19 protein-coding genes are annotated in these 18,251 nt (G+C 53.8%); 1 reads left to right on the top strand and 18 read right to left on the bottom strand.

Annotated elements, in window-relative coordinates:
• Window positions 1-90: 90 nt before the first annotated feature.
• Window positions 91-1,581 (top strand): DEAD/DEAH box helicase, encoded by a 1,491-nt coding sequence (locus DSM117340_RS05020; RefSeq protein WP_089888362.1) that lies wholly within the window; start codon window positions 91-93, stop codon window positions 1,579-1,581.
• Here DSM117340_RS05020 and DSM117340_RS05015 read toward each other — a convergent pair.
• The 18 genes from DSM117340_RS05015 to DSM117340_RS04930 all read right to left on the bottom strand — a co-directional run bounded on the left by DSM117340_RS05015 (window position 1,578) and on the right by DSM117340_RS04930 (window position 18,251).
• Entirely contained in the window at window positions 1,578-2,414 is an 837-nt protein-coding gene (locus DSM117340_RS05015) for a phytanoyl-CoA dioxygenase family protein (protein WP_089888360.1), read from the bottom strand. The genes DSM117340_RS05020 and DSM117340_RS05015 overlap by 4 nt on opposite strands.
• 79 nt (window positions 2,415-2,493) lie before the next feature.
• Entirely contained in the window at window positions 2,494-4,161 is a 1,668-nt protein-coding gene (locus DSM117340_RS05010) for a ribonuclease J (protein WP_089888359.1), read from the bottom strand.
• Window positions 4,158-4,937 (bottom strand): type III pantothenate kinase, encoded by a 780-nt coding sequence (locus tag DSM117340_RS05005; RefSeq protein ID WP_354689883.1) that lies wholly within the window; start codon window positions 4,935-4,937, stop codon window positions 4,158-4,160. Before DSM117340_RS05005 ends, DSM117340_RS05010 begins: the two co-directional genes overlap by 4 nt.
• 12 nt (window positions 4,938-4,949) lie before the next feature.
• Window positions 4,950-5,648: a biotin--[acetyl-CoA-carboxylase] ligase gene (locus DSM117340_RS05000; RefSeq protein WP_271437075.1), complete on the bottom strand. Its 699-nt coding sequence runs from the start codon at window positions 5,646-5,648 to the stop codon at window positions 4,950-4,952.
• A 47-nt stretch (window positions 5,649-5,695) separates the two neighbouring features.
• A complete protein-coding gene (nuoN, locus tag DSM117340_RS04995; RefSeq protein WP_089888354.1) occupies window positions 5,696-7,135 on the bottom strand; it encodes an NADH-quinone oxidoreductase subunit NuoN in 1,440 nt (479 codons plus the stop codon).
• Between the two features lie 11 nt (window positions 7,136-7,146).
• Entirely contained in the window at window positions 7,147-8,694 is a 1,548-nt protein-coding gene (locus tag DSM117340_RS04990) for an NADH-quinone oxidoreductase subunit M (RefSeq protein WP_089888352.1), read from the bottom strand.
• Window positions 8,694-10,793, bottom strand: coding sequence for an NADH-quinone oxidoreductase subunit L (gene nuoL / locus DSM117340_RS04985; protein WP_354689882.1), 2,100 nt, complete (start codon window positions 10,791-10,793; stop codon window positions 8,694-8,696). The genes DSM117340_RS04990 and nuoL overlap by 1 nt, the downstream gene beginning before the upstream one ends.
• A gap of 4 nt (window positions 10,794-10,797) precedes the next feature.
• Window positions 10,798-11,103: an NADH-quinone oxidoreductase subunit NuoK gene (gene nuoK, locus DSM117340_RS04980; protein WP_089888349.1), complete on the bottom strand. Its 306-nt coding sequence runs from the start codon at window positions 11,101-11,103 to the stop codon at window positions 10,798-10,800.
• Window positions 11,104-11,142: 39 nt separating this feature from the next.
• Complete coding sequence (locus tag DSM117340_RS04975) at window positions 11,143-11,751, bottom strand: NADH-quinone oxidoreductase subunit J (RefSeq protein WP_089888348.1); 609 nt, start codon at window positions 11,749-11,751, stop codon at window positions 11,143-11,145.
• On the bottom strand, window positions 11,748-12,149 hold the full coding sequence (locus tag DSM117340_RS04970; protein WP_089888346.1) for a carboxymuconolactone decarboxylase family protein: 402 nt from the start codon (window positions 12,147-12,149) through the stop codon (window positions 11,748-11,750). The genes DSM117340_RS04975 and DSM117340_RS04970 overlap by 4 nt, the downstream gene beginning before the upstream one ends.
• Window positions 12,146-12,640, bottom strand: coding sequence for an NADH-quinone oxidoreductase subunit NuoI (gene nuoI / locus DSM117340_RS04965; protein WP_089888345.1), 495 nt, complete (start codon window positions 12,638-12,640; stop codon window positions 12,146-12,148). Before nuoI ends, DSM117340_RS04970 begins: the two co-directional genes overlap by 4 nt.
• Before the next feature lies 1 nt (window position 12,641).
• Window positions 12,642-13,682, bottom strand: a complete 1,041-nt coding sequence (nuoH, locus tag DSM117340_RS04960) for an NADH-quinone oxidoreductase subunit NuoH (protein ID WP_271437077.1) — start codon at window positions 13,680-13,682, stop codon at window positions 12,642-12,644.
• Between the two features lie 7 nt (window positions 13,683-13,689).
• A complete protein-coding gene (locus tag DSM117340_RS04955) occupies window positions 13,690-14,004 on the bottom strand; it encodes a hypothetical protein (RefSeq protein WP_245724382.1) in 315 nt (104 codons plus the stop codon).
• 101 nt (window positions 14,005-14,105) lie between these two features.
• Window positions 14,106-16,127, bottom strand: coding sequence for an NADH-quinone oxidoreductase subunit NuoG (gene nuoG / locus DSM117340_RS04950; protein WP_089888341.1), 2,022 nt, complete (start codon window positions 16,125-16,127; stop codon window positions 14,106-14,108).
• Window positions 16,128-16,133: 6 nt separating this feature from the next.
• Complete coding sequence (locus tag DSM117340_RS04945; protein ID WP_089888339.1) at window positions 16,134-16,550, bottom strand: DUF5333 domain-containing protein; 417 nt, start codon at window positions 16,548-16,550, stop codon at window positions 16,134-16,136.
• Between the two features lie 146 nt (window positions 16,551-16,696).
• Entirely contained in the window at window positions 16,697-17,062 is a 366-nt protein-coding gene (locus DSM117340_RS04940) for a hypothetical protein (protein WP_089888338.1), read from the bottom strand.
• Complete coding sequence (locus tag DSM117340_RS04935) at window positions 17,062-17,772, bottom strand: class I SAM-dependent methyltransferase (protein WP_177170623.1); 711 nt, start codon at window positions 17,770-17,772, stop codon at window positions 17,062-17,064. The genes DSM117340_RS04940 and DSM117340_RS04935 overlap by 1 nt, the downstream gene beginning before the upstream one ends.
• Window positions 17,772-18,251, bottom strand: a complete 480-nt coding sequence (locus DSM117340_RS04930; RefSeq protein ID WP_089888335.1) for a DUF3291 domain-containing protein — start codon at window positions 18,249-18,251, stop codon at window positions 17,772-17,774. Before DSM117340_RS04930 ends, DSM117340_RS04935 begins: the two co-directional genes overlap by 1 nt.

The following is an 18,251-nucleotide window of genomic DNA, read 5'->3' as shown; positions in this document are numbered from 1 at the left end:
GGAGTTGATAAAGCGCTAGGCTGGGCCAAACGGGCCTAACTCCTGCCAAGATGCTACGGGCCCTGATGTGTCCGTAAACAACGGATACACATGACAAAATTTTCTGATCTGAATCTTGATCCAAAGGTTCTCAAAGCTGTTGCCGACACAGGCTACGAAACACCCACTCCCATTCAGGCTGGCGCGATTCCTCCCGCACTCGAAGGCCGTGACGTTTTGGGCATCGCCCAGACAGGCACTGGCAAGACCGCGTCATTCACTCTGCCAATGATCTCGATGCTTGCCCGTGGCCGGGCCCGCGCACGGATGCCTCGCAGCCTTGTTCTCTGCCCCACACGTGAGCTGGCGGCGCAGGTTGCTGAAAACTTCGACGCCTACGCCAAATATGTGAAACTCAATAAAGCCCTGCTCATCGGTGGTGTTAGCTTCAAAGAGCAAGAGGCTGTGATCAACCGGGGCGCAGACGTTCTCATTGCCACACCAGGACGCCTGCTTGACCATTTTGAACGCGGCAAGCTCTTGCTGACTGGTGTACAAATCATGGTGGTTGACGAAGCCGACCGCATGCTCGACATGGGCTTTATCCCTGATATTGAGCGCATCTTCAGTCTTACGCCGTTCACCCGCCAGACGCTTTTCTTCTCGGCGACTATGGCACCAGAGATCGAGCGCATCACAAACACGTTCCTCTCAAACCCAGCCCGCATCGAAGTCGCGCGCCAAGCCACAACATCAGAGAACATTACCCAATCCGTGGTCATGTTCAAAGGCTCACGCAAAGACCGTGAAGGTACGGAAAAACGTAAGCTTCTGCGCGACCTGATCGAAGGCGAAGGCGAGAAGTGTAAAAACGCAATCATCTTCTGTAACCGTAAAATTGATGTCGATACGGTCGCCAAATCCATGAAAAAATACGGCCTCGATGCGGCTGCCATCCATGGTGACCTTGAACAGTCGCACCGCATGCGCACGCTCGACGGGTTCCGCGATGGCACATTGCGTTTCCTTGTGGCTTCCGATGTTGCCGCGCGTGGCCTAGATATTCCAAACGTTAGCCATGTCTTTAACTACGACGTGCCAAGCCATGCCGAAGACTACGTTCACCGTATCGGTCGGACAGGTCGCGCAGGCAAAAAAGGCACCGCGATCATGATCTGCAGCACGCGCGACGAGCGTAACCTTACAGACATCGAAGCCTTGGTGAAGCACCAGATCCCGCGGGGCGGTGAGGAGCTTGTATCTGAGCCTGAAACAGCCGCAGCCACAAGTAAGCCCGAGACAGAAGAGAAGCCAAAGCGCCCCTCCCGCTCGCGCAAACCCAAGTCTGCAGCGCCCAAAGCTGAGATCGTCGAAGCCACAAAAGAAGATGCGCCAAAGCAAGAAACGCCCGCTGCATCCCAGCCTAGCGACACACAAAATGAGCAGGCTCAAAGCCGTTCACAGCAAAATGAGCGTAAAAATACGCCACGGACAAATGACAACACCCGCAACAACAACCAGCGCGGCGGTCAGCCGGTTGGCCTTGGCACTGATATGCCAACCTTTATTGCCAAAAGCTTTGAAGAACGTATGGAAAACTAATCCATCAACACATCAATCCGTTGCCCTGCCCGTTCGTGATGAATGGGCAGGGTGCGCCCATAAAGCTGTTCTGTACGCTCTGGCGCCCCAACCATGTTTGGCTCTTCAACATACGAAAAAATCGCAACATAGCGCCGCCGCTGCCCCTTAAGCGGTGCGACGCGATGTAAAGAGTAGCGCCCGCGAAAGAGCTGCAAATCGCCGGGTTCCAGTTCTAGCACTTTCACTCTGTCAGATTGCCCACGCAGAACGCGGCCGACTTCGTCAAAGTTTTCGGTCTCAGCACGGATCGCAGGCGCATACTCAAAAGCGCCCCCGCTTTCGGCATTCTGAATGGCAAGTGTTACCGTGAAATTATTTGTATCAAAATGCCAAGGGAAGCCCTCGCCTTCCTCTGCCATATTCACGATCACATCCGCCAACGGGTCAGCATAGCGATAAAAATTCTCTTCCTGCAAACACGCCTGAATAAAGGCGTCAAAGCCTTCAAAGTCATGGATCTGACGTAAGGCCCCGTCAGGTGAAAAGTTGTCAGCAGGAATGAATGCGTTGGAGCGATCAAAAAACTGTCGCTTGGGGTGATCCGCTGGCAAGTCGGGATCATCCTTTGTGAAGTATGCATTGGTACGGTTAAATGAGCGGTAGCCTTGTTCTGATACGCTTTCTGCCTCGGCTGTCAGCGCCGCAACGCCATCAGCCGTCAAAAACCCCTTTAGAACAGCGCATCCATCACGCTCCAAATCTGCGCGCACGCTCTCAAGCAACGCCACCCTTTCAGGGCTATCAGCCCCGATGGGATAAGTTTTCAGATTGATAAAGTCATGTGCAGACATGAGCCGCCCTCCCTATTTTCTCAGGAGAGCGGCCCTATTCGATAGCTTCTGCCAGCTTTTCGACTAAATAGCGTCGCTATCAAGCCAAACGGCTAATAATGACACTCACCTCGGCTTTTTTGCCAATCTCATCGAGCGTGGTGCGACGCGCAATCTTGCGAAGCTCCTGTTCGATCTTACCATCGTCTTTCAGCGTCGCTTCTTTCGCACGGCCAAGGAATTGCCCAAGGTCTTCTTCCAGCACTTCGACCAGAGGCGCTTTGCTGCGGCCTGTTTCGGGCAATCCCATCAGCTCACACCAAGGCTCGCCAAGAGGCTCGCCGTCTTCGTCCAAAATAACCGTGACAATAACATGCCCATTGAGGGCCATACGGATACGGTCTCGCACAATCCCGTCAAGCGCACCAATCTGGGTTGAGCCATCAAGATAACGGCGGCCTGTCTCGATATACTCGACCACCTTGGGCTTATTCCCTGAAAGTTCCACCATCATACCATTCACGGCCACAGCACTCGCGCGCCCAGCTTCTTCAGCAAGCTTGGCATGCTCCCGCAAATGGCGGTGCTCGCCATGCATCGGAATAACCATCTGAGGGTCCATCAACTCATGTGCCTTGGCAATGTCAGGGCGATTGGCATGACCAGAGACATGATAAAGGCCGTCGTTGTCATCGACGACATCAACACCCATTTCGGAAAACTGGTTCATGATCGAGATCACGCCACGCTCGTTGCCCGGAATAGTCTTTGAAGAAAAGAGGAACATATCCCCTTCTTTCATCTCAATGCCGTTGAACTTGCCACGCGCGAGCTGAGCTGAGGCCGCGCGGCGCTCGCCTTGTGAGCCTGTGACCAAAAGCATCAAGTTTTCACGCGGCACGTCACGCGCATCGTCAATTGACACAACTGGCGGAAAACTTCCGAGAACACCCGTTTCTATCGACGCTTCCACCATGCGGCGCATTGCACGCCCCATAAGGCAGATAGAACGTCCAGCACGTTCGCCAGCCTCGGCCAGCGTCTTCACACGGGCGACATTTGAGGCAAATGTTGTTGCTACAACCATCCGTTCAGCGCCTTTGATCAGCGCTTCAAGGTTACCACCAAGTTCACTTTCGGAACGACCAGCACTTTTACTGAACACATTGGTTGAATCGCAAACCAGAGCTTTGATCCCGTCTTTGGCAATGTCCTGCCAAAGCGCCTCATCAAAAGCTTCACCAACGATCGGGTCGTGATCAATCTTGAAATCACCTGTATGGAAGACGCGCCCTCCTGCTGTCTCAATCAGCAAGGAAGAGCTTTCAGGGATCGAGTGTGACACAGGAACAAAGCTCACTTTGAAAGGCCCTGTCTCAACGCGTTCGGGATAAGCAGAAACCGTGGTCACGGTCTCGTCCCCGAAGCCATGCTCAGAAAGTTTGCGCCGCGCGATATTGGCCGTAAAGGCCCTTGCATAGACAGGCACACCCAATTGACCAAAGAAATGCCCAACAGCGCCAACATGATCTTCATGCGCGTGAGTGATAAATATCGCCTCTAGCTGGTCTTTGCGGTCCGTGAGCCAAGTCAGGTCAGGAAAGATGAGGTCGACCCCGGGGCTCGTATCCATGTCAGGGAATGTCACGCCCAGATCGACAAGAATAAGCCGCTCCTTGTCTTTCGGCCCATAGCCGTAGACGTAACAGTTCATTCCGATCTCGCCTGCCCCGCCAAGGGGAAGGTAGATTAGTCGTTCCGTGCTCATATAGTTCCCTGCTCTTTGTTATAGCTGTGTATCACGCGCAACCCGTGCATCGTGAGGTCATCTTCAATTGTATCAAATAGTTTTTCACCTTGGGCAAACAGCGGCGCAAGCCCGCCCGTCCCAATCACTTTCATTGGTCCGCCAAACTCTTCGCGCACGCGGCTTGTCAGTTCTTTTATGAGGCCGACGTAGCCCCAAAATATTCCAGACTGGATACAAGCAACAGTATTTGTCCCGATAACGCGCTCGGGCTGCGTTATGTCTACATGTGGCAAGGCCGCCGCGCCTTGGTGAAGCGCTTCAAGGCTCAGGTTGACCCCTGGCGCAATCACACCCCCCACATAGGCACCATCCTCGGCCACCACATCAATATTGGTCGCTGTGCCAAAGTCGATAACCATAGCGTTGCCGCCATGTCTGTCAAAACAACCCGCTGCATTGGCGAGCCGATCAGGACCAACCCCAGTACCTGGGTCGACCCTTGGTGACACAGGCAAAAGGCACTCTGGCTTGCCTACGACAAGTGGACGACAGTCAAAGAAGCGGTCAGCGAAAACCCGTAGGTTCCAGACGACGCGCGGCACAGTTGAACTGATCACAACATCGGTGATGTCAGGCTTGATATTGTAGTGGCTGATGAGGGTCGTGAACCACGTAAAATAGGCATCCGCAGTGCGCGAGTTATGCGTTGAGGTGCGCAGCGTGCACAGCCACTTTTCGCCATCCCAAATCGAGAAAACTGTATTGGTATTGCCGCAATCTATCGCGAGTAACATGGGCTTCCCCCCTTAGAAAAACACATCTGCAGCAGGAATGCTCATACGCCCTTTGGCACTGGTTAATACCAAATGCCCCTGCTCGTCCACCGTCTCAAACGTACCATGCATCTCTTCGCGCATTGTGCGGGCGCGTATCTGCTCGCCAAGTTTGGCCGCTTTGGCCAGCCAAGCCTCACGCACGACGCCAAAGCCATAGGTGCGAAAGCGCTCTTCCCATGGTGCGTAGGCGGCTGCCAGATAGGTCATGAATACCTCTGCAGAGACATCGGCTCCCGCTTCGGACTTAAGAGCCACAGGCCGCAGAGCACCCTCTTCGACTTCGTTCACTTCAGGTGCTTTCGCCAAATTCACGCCGACGCCAATCACCAGCGCATTGCCTGCGCTTTCAAGTAAAATTCCTGCAAGCTTGCCACCATTGAGCAGTACATCATTGGGCCACTTAAGGCTCAAGTTAGCATCTGGGCCAGCCACAGTGCGTACAGCATCGTACAAAGCAAGAGACGCAACAAAAGACCGCAAGCCCATCTCGGCAGGGCTTCCCGCATTTGGCAAAACAAGACTGGCACTAAAGTTACCAGCGGGCATAGCCCAAGCCCTACCCCGCCTGCCGCGCGCACCAGTCTGGTGCGCCGCAAATATCCAGCATGGCCCAGCAAGCTCTTTCAGAACGCGTGTCGCTTCTGACATCGTGCTATCAACTTCGCTCAAACTGCGAAGATCATATCCCGAAGGCCAGTCCGAAGGCAGCGCCACAATCAGTTAACAAGTGCTGCTGCCGCTGTGGCCGCTGCACTATCTATCCCGAAGAGGCTTACAACACCGACAACCATAACCAGAGCCGCACCCATGAGCATGACCCACAGCACAGGCGAGCTGTTCTCGTCCATTGCGGCCTGCGTCTCTTCTCCAAAATACATGAAGTAAACGATGCGCAAATAGTAATAGGCACCGATCGCTGACGCTACCGCGCTTGCAACAACAAGCCAGAACAGCCCTGCGTCAATACCAGCCTGCCAGACGCCAAGCTTGGCAAAAAAGCCCAACATAGGCGGAACGCCCGCAAGACTGAACAACAGAACCAAAAGCGCCATAGCCTTGCCCGGCTCAGCTTTCGAATACATCCGAAGAGCATCAATATCTGTGACAGGAATACCGTCCCGCTCCATGCTCAAAATAAAGGCAAACGTGCCAATATTCATTGTCACATAGATCGCCATATAGGTCAGCATCGCCTCAATCCCGAAGGCCGTTCCAGCCGCAAGACCAATCATCGCGTATCCCATGTGGGCAATCGAAGAATAAGCCATAAGGCGTTTGATGTTGGTCTGGCCAATCGCCGCAATCGCGCCGACAAACATGGAAAGGCCCGAAATCAAGATCAAGACCTGCGTCCAGTCAGCTGAAACACCACCGAAAGCATCATGCAGCACCCGTGCAAACAGTGCCATCGCAGCAACTTTGGGCGCTGTGGCAAAGAAGGTCGTTACAGGTGTGGGGGAACCTTCATAAACATCAGGCGTCCACATATGGAACGGAACAGCGCTCACTTTAAACGCGAGACCCGCCATTACAAAGACAAGACCAAATAGAAGGCCCACAGGCGCAAGCCCATCGCCAGCTGCGGCCACAATGCCTGAGAAGAGTGTCGTGCCAGCATAGCCGTACACCAGCGAAGAACCATAGAGCAGCAAGCCTGAAGACAAAGCACCCAATACGAAATACTTGAGGCCCGCCTCTGTCGAACGCAGACTGTCACGGCGCATCGCGGCGATCACGTAAAGTGCCAGAGATTGCAGCTCAAGCCCCATGTAAAGCGCCATAAGATCACCAGCCGAGACCATAAACATCATCCCGACGACACTAAGCGCCACAAGGATAGGGTACTCGAATTTCATCATCTTGTGACGCTCAAGATAGCCCATGCCCATCACCAGGACGGCGGCAGCAGATAGCAAAATCGTTACCTTGGCAAAGCGTGCAAAGGCATCGTCGACAAACATGCCGCCAAAGGCAGTCGTGGCTCCGACCCCGGATAGCCCGATCCACGCGGCAACCAAGAGCAATAGCCCCGCTGTTGCATATGTTACGAGCCCCGCGAGCTTGTCTTTACTCGTGTAGACAGCCCCCAAAAGCGCCAGCATCGCGTAGACGGAAATCACGATTTCCGGCAGGATTGTATTCAGATCAGCCTGCATAAGTCTCTCCGTTAGTGCGATTGGGCCAGCGCAGCGGCGGCCGTGCCTGCATCATGCAAGGCAATGTGATAGTTTGAAACGAGCGCTTCGACTGAAGGCCCGATGATATCGGTGACAAGACTCGGATAAACACCGAGCAACAGCGTCATGACGACAAGCGGCGCAAAGATAGCCTTCTCACGCGCAGTCATATCGCTGATGGTTTTGAGGCTCTCCTTGATCAGATCGCCAAATACAACGCGGCGGTATAGCCAAAGCGCATACCCCGCCGACAAGATCACACCCAGAGCCGCGACGGCCGCAACCCAGGTGTTGACTTGGAAAATACCCATCAGCGTGAGAAATTCGCCGACAAAACCTGAAGTACCAGGCAAGCCCACGTTGGCCATGGTGAAGAACATGAAGATCAGTGCATAGGCGGGCATGCGGTTTACAAGGCCGCCGTAAGCGTCGATCTCGCGGGTGTGCATACGATCATAAATGACCCCTACACAAAGGAAGAGCGCGCCCGAGATAAAGCCGTGGCTGATCATCTGGAAGATCGCACCATCAACACCCTGCTGGTTCACAGCAAAGATCCCCATGGTCACAAAGCCCATGTGAGCGACCGAGGAGTAAGCAATGAGCTTTTTCATATCGTCCTGAACAAGCGCGACAAGCGACGTATAAACAATCGCAATTGCCGACATCCAAAGCACAAGCGGTGCCATGACATCTGATCCCACAGGAAACATCGGCAGGCTAAAGCGCAAGAAACCATAGCCGCCCATTTTCAAAAGGATCGCTGCCAGAACAACAGAGCCCGCGGTCGGCGCCTGAACGTGCGCATCAGGGAGCCATGTATGCACAGGCCACATCGGCATTTTGACCGCGAAGCTCGCAAAGAACGCAAGGAACATGAGCGTCTGTAAGCCGCCAACAACCTGCACCCCAAGGATAGAGAAGCCCTCAGATCCAAATGTATGGGTCATAAGCGTCGGAATATCGGTCGTTCCAGCATCTGCAAACATCGCAACCATAGCCACAAGCATGAGAACTGAGCCCAGGAAGGTATAGAGGAAGAATTTGAAGCTCGCATAAATGCGCTCTTTGCCGCCCCATATCCCGATGATCAGGAACATTGGGATAAGGCCCGCTTCAAAGAAGACATAGAAGAGCACAAGATCAAGCGCCATAAAGACGCCAAGCATCAGCGTTTCAAGAACGAGGAAGGCAATCATATATTCCTTCACGCGCGTGCTGACGTTCCAGCTTGCTGCAATCGTCAGTGGCATCATGAAGGTGGTGAGCATGACAAACAGGACGCTAATACCGTCAACGCCTAGCTTGTATTTTAGCCCCATCAACCATTCGCGCTCTTCCACCATTTGAAAGCCAGTATCCGAGGAGTCAAAGCCTGACAGGATGAAAAGCGAGACCAAGAATGTGATCGACGTTGCAATCAACGCCACCCACTTAGCATTGCGTGCTGCCGCCTCATCATTTCCGCGCAGAAAGAGCGCCAGAATGAGCGCCGCAAGCGCTGGAATAAAAGTGACAATGGAAAGAAGATTGTCCATTACCGTGTGCCCCCTGTAAAGGCCATCCACATGACGAGGACGACGACCCCGAGAACCATGGCGAATGCATAGGTGAAAATATAACCCGACTGGGCGCGCCCTGCGAGGCGAGTGAAGAACGGGATAATTCCCATAGCGACGCCATTGATCGTTCCGTCAATCACGCGTCCATCGCCTTTTTTCCAAAGGAAACGCCCGAGTGCTTTGGCTGGATTCACGAAAAGGAAGTCATAAATCTCGTCAAAATACCACTTGTTGAGCAAGAAGAGATAGAGCGGCCGTTGGCTCTCAGCAAGTTTCGCCGGCAAGCTTGGGCTCCAGATATAAAACCACATAGCTGTAATAAAGCCGACCAGCATGGCGACAAACGGGCTCACTTTAACCCACTTGGGAACTTCATGAGCGTCGTTCAAAACCGTGTTATTCTCTGCAGTGTAAATCGCGCCCTCACCTGGTTTTCCAGTGAAAACATAATGATGCTTCGCAGCTTTCGCTTCACCATGATCATCGCCGTGACCGTCTTCAGCTTTCGCTGCGCCATGATCATCACCATGCGCCCCTGCTTCGGCATAAGGCACGCCGAAGAACTTACCAACTGTGTCGGTATGGCCGAAGAACGAGTTATACCACAACATCCCAGAGAAGATCGCACCCAGCGAAAGTACTCCAAGCGGCACGAGCATCACAGCAGGGCTTTCGTGCGCATGATCATGCGTTTGTTTGTCCCCACGTGGCTTGCCAAAGAATGTCATAAAGATCAGGCGCCAAGAATAGAAAGACGTGAACAAAGCCGCGATGACGAGCATCCAGAAGGCATAGCCCCCTGCCGTGCCCGCAAAGGCGCTTTCAATCACTGCATCCTTTGAAAGGAAGCCCGCAAAGCCATAATGTGTCAGCGGGATACCAACGCCAGTGATAGCCAAGGTACCGATCATCATTGCCCAGAAGGTATACGGAAGCTTTTTACGCAGACCGCCATAGTTTCGCATGTCTTGCTCATGGTGCATCCCGTGAATGACGGAGCCAGCACCAAGGAACAGCATCGCCTTAAAGAATGCGTGCGTCAGCAGGTGAAACATCGCGACCGAGTAAACGCCAACACCAGCCGCAACGAACATATAGCCAAGCTGCGAACAGGTCGAATAAGCGATCACGCGCTTGATGTCGTTTTGCACCAGGCCGACGGTGGCAGCAAAGAAAGCAGTTGTCGCGCCGAGGAAGACAATGAACGCCTTGGCCTCTGGGGCAAATTCAAACAGGGGCGACATGCGGCAAACAAGGAAAACGCCAGCTGTAACCATGGTCGCCGCGTGAATAAGAGCCGAAACAGGTGTTGGCCCCTCCATCGCATCCGGCAGCCACGTATGCAGGAACAGTTGGGCCGATTTGCCCATCGCACCTACAAACAAGAGGAACGCAAGAAGATTTGCCGCGTTCCACTCTGTCCAGAGGAAGCTGATCTGCGTCTCAGCCAGTGTCGGCGCCGCTGCGAAGATGTCATCAAGGTTCACGCTGTCGACAAGGTAGAACAGCCCGAAAATACCAAGCGCAAAACCAAAGTCGCCCACACGGTTGACCACAAAAGCTTTGATCGCTGCGGCATTGGCGCTTGGCTTACGATAGTAAAAACCAATGAGAAGATAAGAGGCAACGCCGACCCCTTCCCAGCCAAAGAACATCTGGATGAGGTTGTCTGCAGTCACCAGCATAAGCATCGAGAAGGTGAAAAACGAAAGATACGCAAAGAAGCGCGGGCGATAGCTCTCGCCTTCTTTCCAGTTCTCGTCGTGAGCCATGTAGCCCATAGAATACAGGTGCACGAGTGCTGAAACCGTATTGATCACAACCAGCATAATCGCCGTGAGGCGATCAAGACGGATGGCCCAGCTTGTATCAAGTGTGCCCGACTGGATCCATGTCATCAGTTCGATCTGGCGCGTGACGCCATCAAATCCAAGGAAAACAACCCAGCTCAGCGCCGCCGCGAGGAACAAAAGCCCAGTGGTAATCCACTGCGAGGCTTTATCACCAGGGGCTTTGTGGCCAAAACCAACAATCAATGCGCCGAGAAGTGGAGCGAAGAGAATAATCTGTTCCATGCTCTTATCCCTTCATCACGTTGACGTCTTCAACGTCAATCGTGCCACGGTTGCGGAAGAACACCACAAGGATTGCGAGGCCAATCGCGGCCTCAGCTGCGGCCACAGTCAAGATAAACAGCGTGAATACCTGCCCCGCCATATCGCCCATGTAGGACGAAAAGGCGACGAAATTGATATTCACCGATAGAAGGATGAGCTCGATCGACATCAGCAAAATGATGATGTTCTTCCTGTTTAGGAAAAGCCCGAAAATGCCGATGACAAACAGCACTGCTGCCACCGTCAGATAATGTTCAAGTCCGATCATGTCGTCCCTCGGTTCTTTATTGTTCTCAAAGCGAAAGGCTTAAAGCCCCTGCCCCGGTTTTACGTCTTTCAGTTCCATCGCGTCTTTTGGATCACGCCACATTTGCTCCAGAACGTTCTGGCGCTTCACGCCGTCACGATGGCGCAGTGTCAATACAATCGCCCCGATCATTGCCACCAGCAGGATCAGACCTGCGAGCTGGAAGATGAGGAAATACTGGTCATAAAGCAGGAGCCCAAGTGCCGCTGTGTTTTGAGTCCCTTCAGGCGTCACAGCCACACGGGCCGCCTCGGCCCCCTCAGCCATCTGCCAATCGCCATAAGCAAGGCCGAGCGACATCAGAAGCACAATCCCGATCGCCAGAGCAATCGGCATATACTGCGCCATGCCAGCCTTGAGCTCGGCAAAATCGACATCAAGCATCATCACAACGAAGAGGAACAGAACCGCAACCGCGCCGACATAAACGATCATCAGCAGCATCGCGATAAATTCGGCCCCAAGCAAAACGAACAGACCCGCCGCGCTCATGAACGCAAGGATAAGCCAGAGCACTGAGTGCACAGGGTTGCGGCTCAACACAGTGAAAAGCCCGCCCGCAAGCACGCCTATCGCGAAGAGGTAGAAAGCAAAGGTCACTACGGTCATGTTTCGTCGTCCTCGTGTTTGTCCATCACGTCTTTGGCAATTTCCATCGCCCGCGTCATGGCAGGAAGTCCCGCAAACATCGCCATCATGGCGATGGTTTCGGCTATTTCTTCGTCGGTTGCTCCCGCCTCATTGAGGTGGCGCACTGTCAGTCTGATCTGGGCCTCACCCTGCGCACCTTGCATGGTCAGCCCTGCAAGCGTGAGGAGAAGACGGGTCTTGGCGTCAAGCCCGTTTTCGTTCAGCCCCTTTCCGAATGTAGCTTCCATCATCTCTTTGGACATGGTCGGCCACATTGCCTCAAACCCTTTGGGCGAAAACGTCTCAAGCGCAGGCGCCATGGCTTTCGCCATCTCGTTCGCTTGATCCATCATCATTTCGAAGGGTGTTTTGGTCATCGGTAGGGTGCATCCAGCTCGAGGTTGCGGGCAATCTCAGCCTCCCAACGATCACCGTTCTCAAGAAGCTTGGTCTTGTCGTAAAAAAGCTCCTCACGGGTCTCGGTGGCAAACTCAAAGTTTGGCCCTTCAACAATTGCATCCACAGGGCATGCCTCTTGGCAGAAACCACAGTAAATACACTTGGTCATATCGATATCGTAACGCGTGGTGCGGCGCGAACCATCATCGCGCGGCTCCGCATCAATTGTAATCGCCTGCGCCGGACAGATCGCTTCACAAAGCTTACAGGCAATGCAGCGTTCTTCGCCGTTTGGATAGCGGCGCAGCGCGTGTTCGCCACGGAAACGAGGCGAAAGTGGCCCCTTCTCGTGTGGGTAATTCAATGTCGCTTTGGGTGCGAAGAAATACTTCAGGCCAAGCTTCATACCCGTCATGAAGTCAGACAAGAAGAAGTAACCAACCGCGCGTTTATAGTCGATATTCGCCATATTATCCTCCTACGCTCCAGCGCGCGAACGTGCCCCAGAACCAGTCAAATTTTGCCGCAAAGGCCACGAAAACAACCCAGAAAAGAGACATCGGCAGAAACACTTTCCAACCAATGCGCATCAGTTGGTCATAGCGGTAGCGCGGTGTAATCGCCTTCACCATCGCAAAGATGAAGAAGACAAGGAACATTTTCCCAAACATCCACATGATACCATCGGGCAAGCCTGGGATCGGTGACAGCCAACCGCCGAAGAAGAACAGCGAGACAAGCGCGCACATCAGAACAATCGCGACATACTCGCCGATCATAAAGAGCAGGAACGGTGTCGAGGAGTACTCAACCTGATAACCAGCAACCAGCTCTGATTCCGCTTCGGGAAGGTCAAAGGGTGGGCGGTTTGTCTCGGCCATCGCCGAAATCAAGAAGAGAAACAGCATCGGGAAGTGAGGGATCCAGAACCAGCTAAAGATACCGTACTCACCTGCTTGCGCATTCACAATGTCGCTCAGGTTCAGAGAACCCGCCGAGATAATGATGCCAATAATGATAAGACCAAGCGACACTTCGTAAGAAATCATCTGCGCCGCAGAGCGCAAAGAGCCGAGGAAGGGATACTTTGAGTTTGACGCCCACCCGCCCATGATCACGCCATAAACTTCCAGCGACGAGAAGGCGAAGATATAAAGCACAGCGACGTTGATATTGGCCAAGACCCACCCGTCGTTAAACGGAATCACAGCCCAAGCCGCCATTGCCAGCACAAAGCTAACAAGGGGCGCGAGGAAAAAGACAAATTTATCAGCGCCTGCTGGCACAATAATCTCTTTCACCGCATATTTAATGAAATCCGCGAAGCTCTGGAACAAACCAAATACGCCAACCACGTTTGGACCACGGCGCATTTGCACAGCAGCCCAGACCTTGCGGTCAAAATACAGCAAAAACGCCAGCGCGACGAGAAGCGGCACGATAATCAGCAGGCATTGCCCCACAATAAGCAGGAAAATCCCCAGATTCGTGTTCGTAAAGAATTCAGCCATCAGCCCCTCACACCATCGGTATCTTGTCTTCAATGCAGTTATGAACAATGACTTCCGCGTCAATCGTTTTCAAACCACGTGGCAGCGCCGCCGAGATCGTGTAAACCGCATCTCCGCGCCACTGGCCACCCTTAATCTCAACATTTGTGCGCAGATGGCGCGCAAATCCGTATCCTCGGATCAGCGAGTACTGCGCAGCCGCACATTCTGTGTAACGGCGCACATCGTCAGGCATCGCCTCACCATCCATCGTCACCACAAATTGCACCAAATCCCCATCCAGAAGACGAGTCTCAATGCCCTTGTATCCCAATACACGCATCGCATCCGCGGGCGCAGCACGGCTCACCGCCTCGCGAGGAGCCTCGCAAGCGCCCAGCACGGCCAAAGAGGCTGCACCCAGAGTTATGCGTGAAAAGTTCGTCACTCGGCCGCCACTTTCTGCACGCCGCGCGCCTTAACACCTGCACTCAATTCGGCCATAAGCTCGGAAGCGCGCGCAATCGGGTTGGTCAAATAGAAATCTGAGATCGCATTCTTGAAGCTCGCATTGCCGAGCTTACCCGCTGGCTCAGCTGTCCAGTTGTTCTCGAGAACCTCATCAATCTGTGCAAGGTGCGGAACTTCTGAAACAAGCGCCTGACGCAACTGTACAAGACTATCCCAAGGTTGTGTCGCACCCGCTTCAGCCGAAAGCGCGCGCAAGATCGCCCAATTTTCCTTAGCTTCACCAGGCGCAAAGCCTGCGCGCAAAGCGAGCTGCGGTCGGCCTTCCGTATTCACAAACAAGCCCTGCTCTTCCGTGTAGGCAGCCCCAGGCAAAATGACGTCAGCACGATGTGCGCCGCGGTCGCCATGGCTACCCTGGTAGATCACAAAGGCCCCTGCCTGAATATCAACCTCATCACAACCAAGGTTATAGATCACATCCGCGCCCTCAGTGGCTGCCGCAAGGCCGCCTTCGGTCACTGCGTTGATATCCATGGCTCCCACACGGCTCGCCGCCGTGTGCAGCACGAGAAGTTTTGATCCTGTTGCCTCGGCAAGCTGCATCGCAGCAGCCAAAACCGCCGCCCCATCTGCTTCACGGATGGCGCCTTGGCCAATAATCACAAGGCTCTCAACCTCAAGGACCTCTTTGAACTTGCCGCCAAGCGCCTTTTCAAGCGCTGCGCGATCATCGCCCATATGTTCGTACTCATAAGTCAGATCAACGGCTTGGCCGATCAGCCCCACATCGGCACCACGCGCCCAAGCACGGCGAATACGCGCATTAAGCACAGGCGCTTCCTCACGCGGGTTTGTTCCAATCAGTTGGATCATCTGCGCGGTATCGATGTCTTCAATGCTGGCCGTGCCAACATATCCCGAGCGATTGCCAGCAGGCAGCTTTGCACCGTCCGTGCGGCATTCGACGTTTCCGCCCAGCCCTTCAACAAGCTGCTTCAGCGCAAAGGCGGCTTCCACAGACGCAAGATCTCCAACAAGACCGGCTACTTTACTCGCGCCTTTGATTTTTTCGCCCGCAAGGCCCAAGGCCTCGCCCCAGCTAGCAGGACGCAGCTTGCCGTTTTCGCGAATATAGGGCGTATCCAAGCGCTGGCGGCGCAGACCGTCCCATACAAAACGGGTTTTGTCTGAAATCCACTCTTCGTTCACACCATCATGGTTGCGCGGAACGATCCGCATCACTTCGCGGCCTTTCGTATCCACACGAATAGAGGAACCAAGCGCATCCATCACATCAATGGTCTCGGTCTTGGTGAGCTCCCAAGGCCGCGCCGTAAAGGCATACGGCTTGCTCACAAGTGCGCCCACAGGGCAAAGGTCAATGATATTGCCCTGCAAGTTGCTGTCGAGCGTCTCACCCAAATAGGCAGTGATTTCGCTGTCTTCGCCGCGGCCCGTCTGGCCCATCTGTGTGATCCCAGCCACCTCTGTGGTGAACCGTACACAGCGTGTGCAAGAAATGCAGCGAGTCATGTGAGTTTCAACCAGCGGACCAAGGTCCAGATCGTCCGAGGCACGCTTTGGCTCGCGGAAGCGCGAGAAATCCACGCCATAGGCCATAGCTTGGTCCTGCAAATCACACTCGCCGCCTTGGTCACAAATCGGGCAATCAAGCGGATGGTTGATCAGCAAGAATTCCATCACACCTTCACGGGCCTTTTTGACCATCGGCGAATTTGTCTTCACAACAGGTGGTTGCCCCTCAGGGCCAGGGCGCAAATCACGCACCTGCATAGCGCAAGAGGCCGCAGGCTTTGGCGGACCGCCGACAACTTCCACAAGACACATGCGGCAGTTGCCCGCGATGCTGAGGCGCTCGTGATAGCAAAAGCGTGGCACTTCAACGCCGGCTTCTTCACAGGCTTGAATCAACGTCATCGCGCCGTCAACTTCTACCTCTTTTTCATCAATGATGATCTTGCGTAAATCGCTCATGTCGTCTCACTTCGCTCTCAGCAGGCTTCCGATCGTGCTGCCATTTTCAATCTCGGCATTGCCAAGCTTGCACAAATCAGCAGCTACTTTCGGGTTCAACCCTTTTGATTTTACATAGTCTTCGCCTGCCGCTCTAAGACGCGCCTTTTCAGCGTCACTCTTGCGATAAGCGTTAATCTCATTGTCGCTATACCCGAGGGCATTGGCGCGCGTTTTCAAATCCCAAAGAAACGAAAGCCCCTTGAGCTTGCGCTCTACGATGCTATCGCACTTTTCAGAAATCACGAGCGCAATGCCCACGTTCAACATCTGATCGTCAATCTCTTTGACATCGCGCAAGGCAGGTTTGGCCACAGCCATCGTTCCAGCCAAAACGCTCCCTGCCAAAACAGCGCTTACCAAAACAGTTTTACTCGTCCACATATGATCATTCCTTTTCTGGAGGCTCGAGGGCACAGACACACCATGCCCCTTCCCTTCAGAAATGGTCCCGTCCAAGGCTGCTACGCAATAACATCCACGCGCTGCCTCTGACAGAGCGGTGTCCGTAGCGATATGGTCAACCAGTCTCACCATGTTTTGCAGCGCCCGTTCATGGCCAGCGTGCCGCCGTCAAGCAGCTCAACAGTCTCAGGGTCAGAGTCAGGGCTCTGCCCTGTCCATGTGATGTCTGAATTACCGTATTGCGCGATACAGTAACGATTGGCTGCAATTCGACCCGCTTCCAAAGCCCCCTGCACACCACGGCTCGCACCGCGTACAGTTACCGAGAAGTTCGCACGGTCATCACTGTCCCGCTGCAACTTGCCTTTGAAGACATACCCTTCATACGCGTAGCCACCTTGACCAGAGACAACGCCTTTGGCGCGTTCGCAAGCAGCAAGTGATAGGCCGAGCAGGACACACAAACTGATTTTTGCTACACGGTTCCGCATCAGAGCACCTTAATCTTTCTACGCTTGGTCAGCGTCAAATCAAAGCCAACACTCGGATCTTTGCAAATGATCGCTTTGGCCATGCTCGTCCAAACTGGGCGGTTAACTTCGGCCGCAAATTGACAAACAGCGCGGCTCACCTCCGCCCAAATGCCATAGTCATCACAAAGCAACACGCCGTCATCTGCCAACAGATCCCAATAGTTACGGAAATCATTGAGACAAGCATCATATTCGTGGCTCGCATCGATATGGATCATATCAGCCTTAACGCCGAGCCGCTTCAAAGCATACGCTGCAGAGTTCCCATCCATAGGAAGCGGGATGATCACATCTTGCATTCCCTTGGAGTGAACATTCGCCAGAAATGTCTCATAGAGCGTCGGATATCCGTTGCGCGGGCTCAACTCGGCTCGCCGCCCTTTTGAGGACAGATGCGCCGAAGACCCAAGCCAAGTATCAATCGCAACAATCTCTGTTCCAAGCCCAAGCTTCTTGGACTGTACCGCCATATGAAGAGAGGACATTCCCTTCCAAACGCCGAGCTCAAGTATAAGCTTTGGCTTAAACTCTTCTAGGAGTGCGCGAAAAAACGCATGTGTCGAGTTCCAGCCAGAGAGATCGACACGGCTTTCATCAAACACATAGGTCGCGAAAGCATCCTCAAGCCCAAGGGTGTCGCGGATCGAAGGCGTGTTCACGTCTTTCATTATGCCGCTACCCCGCATTGCTTTGCATGCCACTCAGCCGCACCTTCAAGGGCGTCCCAGCCAAAGGCAAAGTCGCTATCGCCCTGCGCCTTTAGGTGCTCAAGCCGCGCCAGCGCTTCTTCAAGCGTCGGCTTATGGCCATCGGCCACATGCCACATTACAAAATGCTGCTCGCCCAAAAGCTCAAACCACTCTGCGCGACGCTCATAAAACTGCTTGTGAACCGTGTTCCAAACAAAGTTGCGTAAACTATCCGCATCTTCCCACACCGTCAGGTTCGCCACAAACTGAGGATCGTCGCCAATACTGTTCTCGGTATTGCCTGTTCCCGGCTCGCCCGAGCCTTCCATCATCCACACAAAGCCGGGCATGCGTTTGCCCATTCCGTTCACACGGTCAAGATTGGCCATGAAATCATGCACCCGTGGATCATCCACTGGGGCATTCAAACGGCCAATATTGAGCTCTGCGAGGTGCAT

The organism is Lentibacter algarum (assembly GCF_040580765.1).
Lineage (GTDB): Bacteria > Pseudomonadota > Alphaproteobacteria > Rhodobacterales > Rhodobacteraceae > Lentibacter > Lentibacter algarum.
The sequence above is the reverse complement of the archived record's forward strand: the minus strand, read 5'-3'. Positions and strand labels throughout refer to the sequence as shown.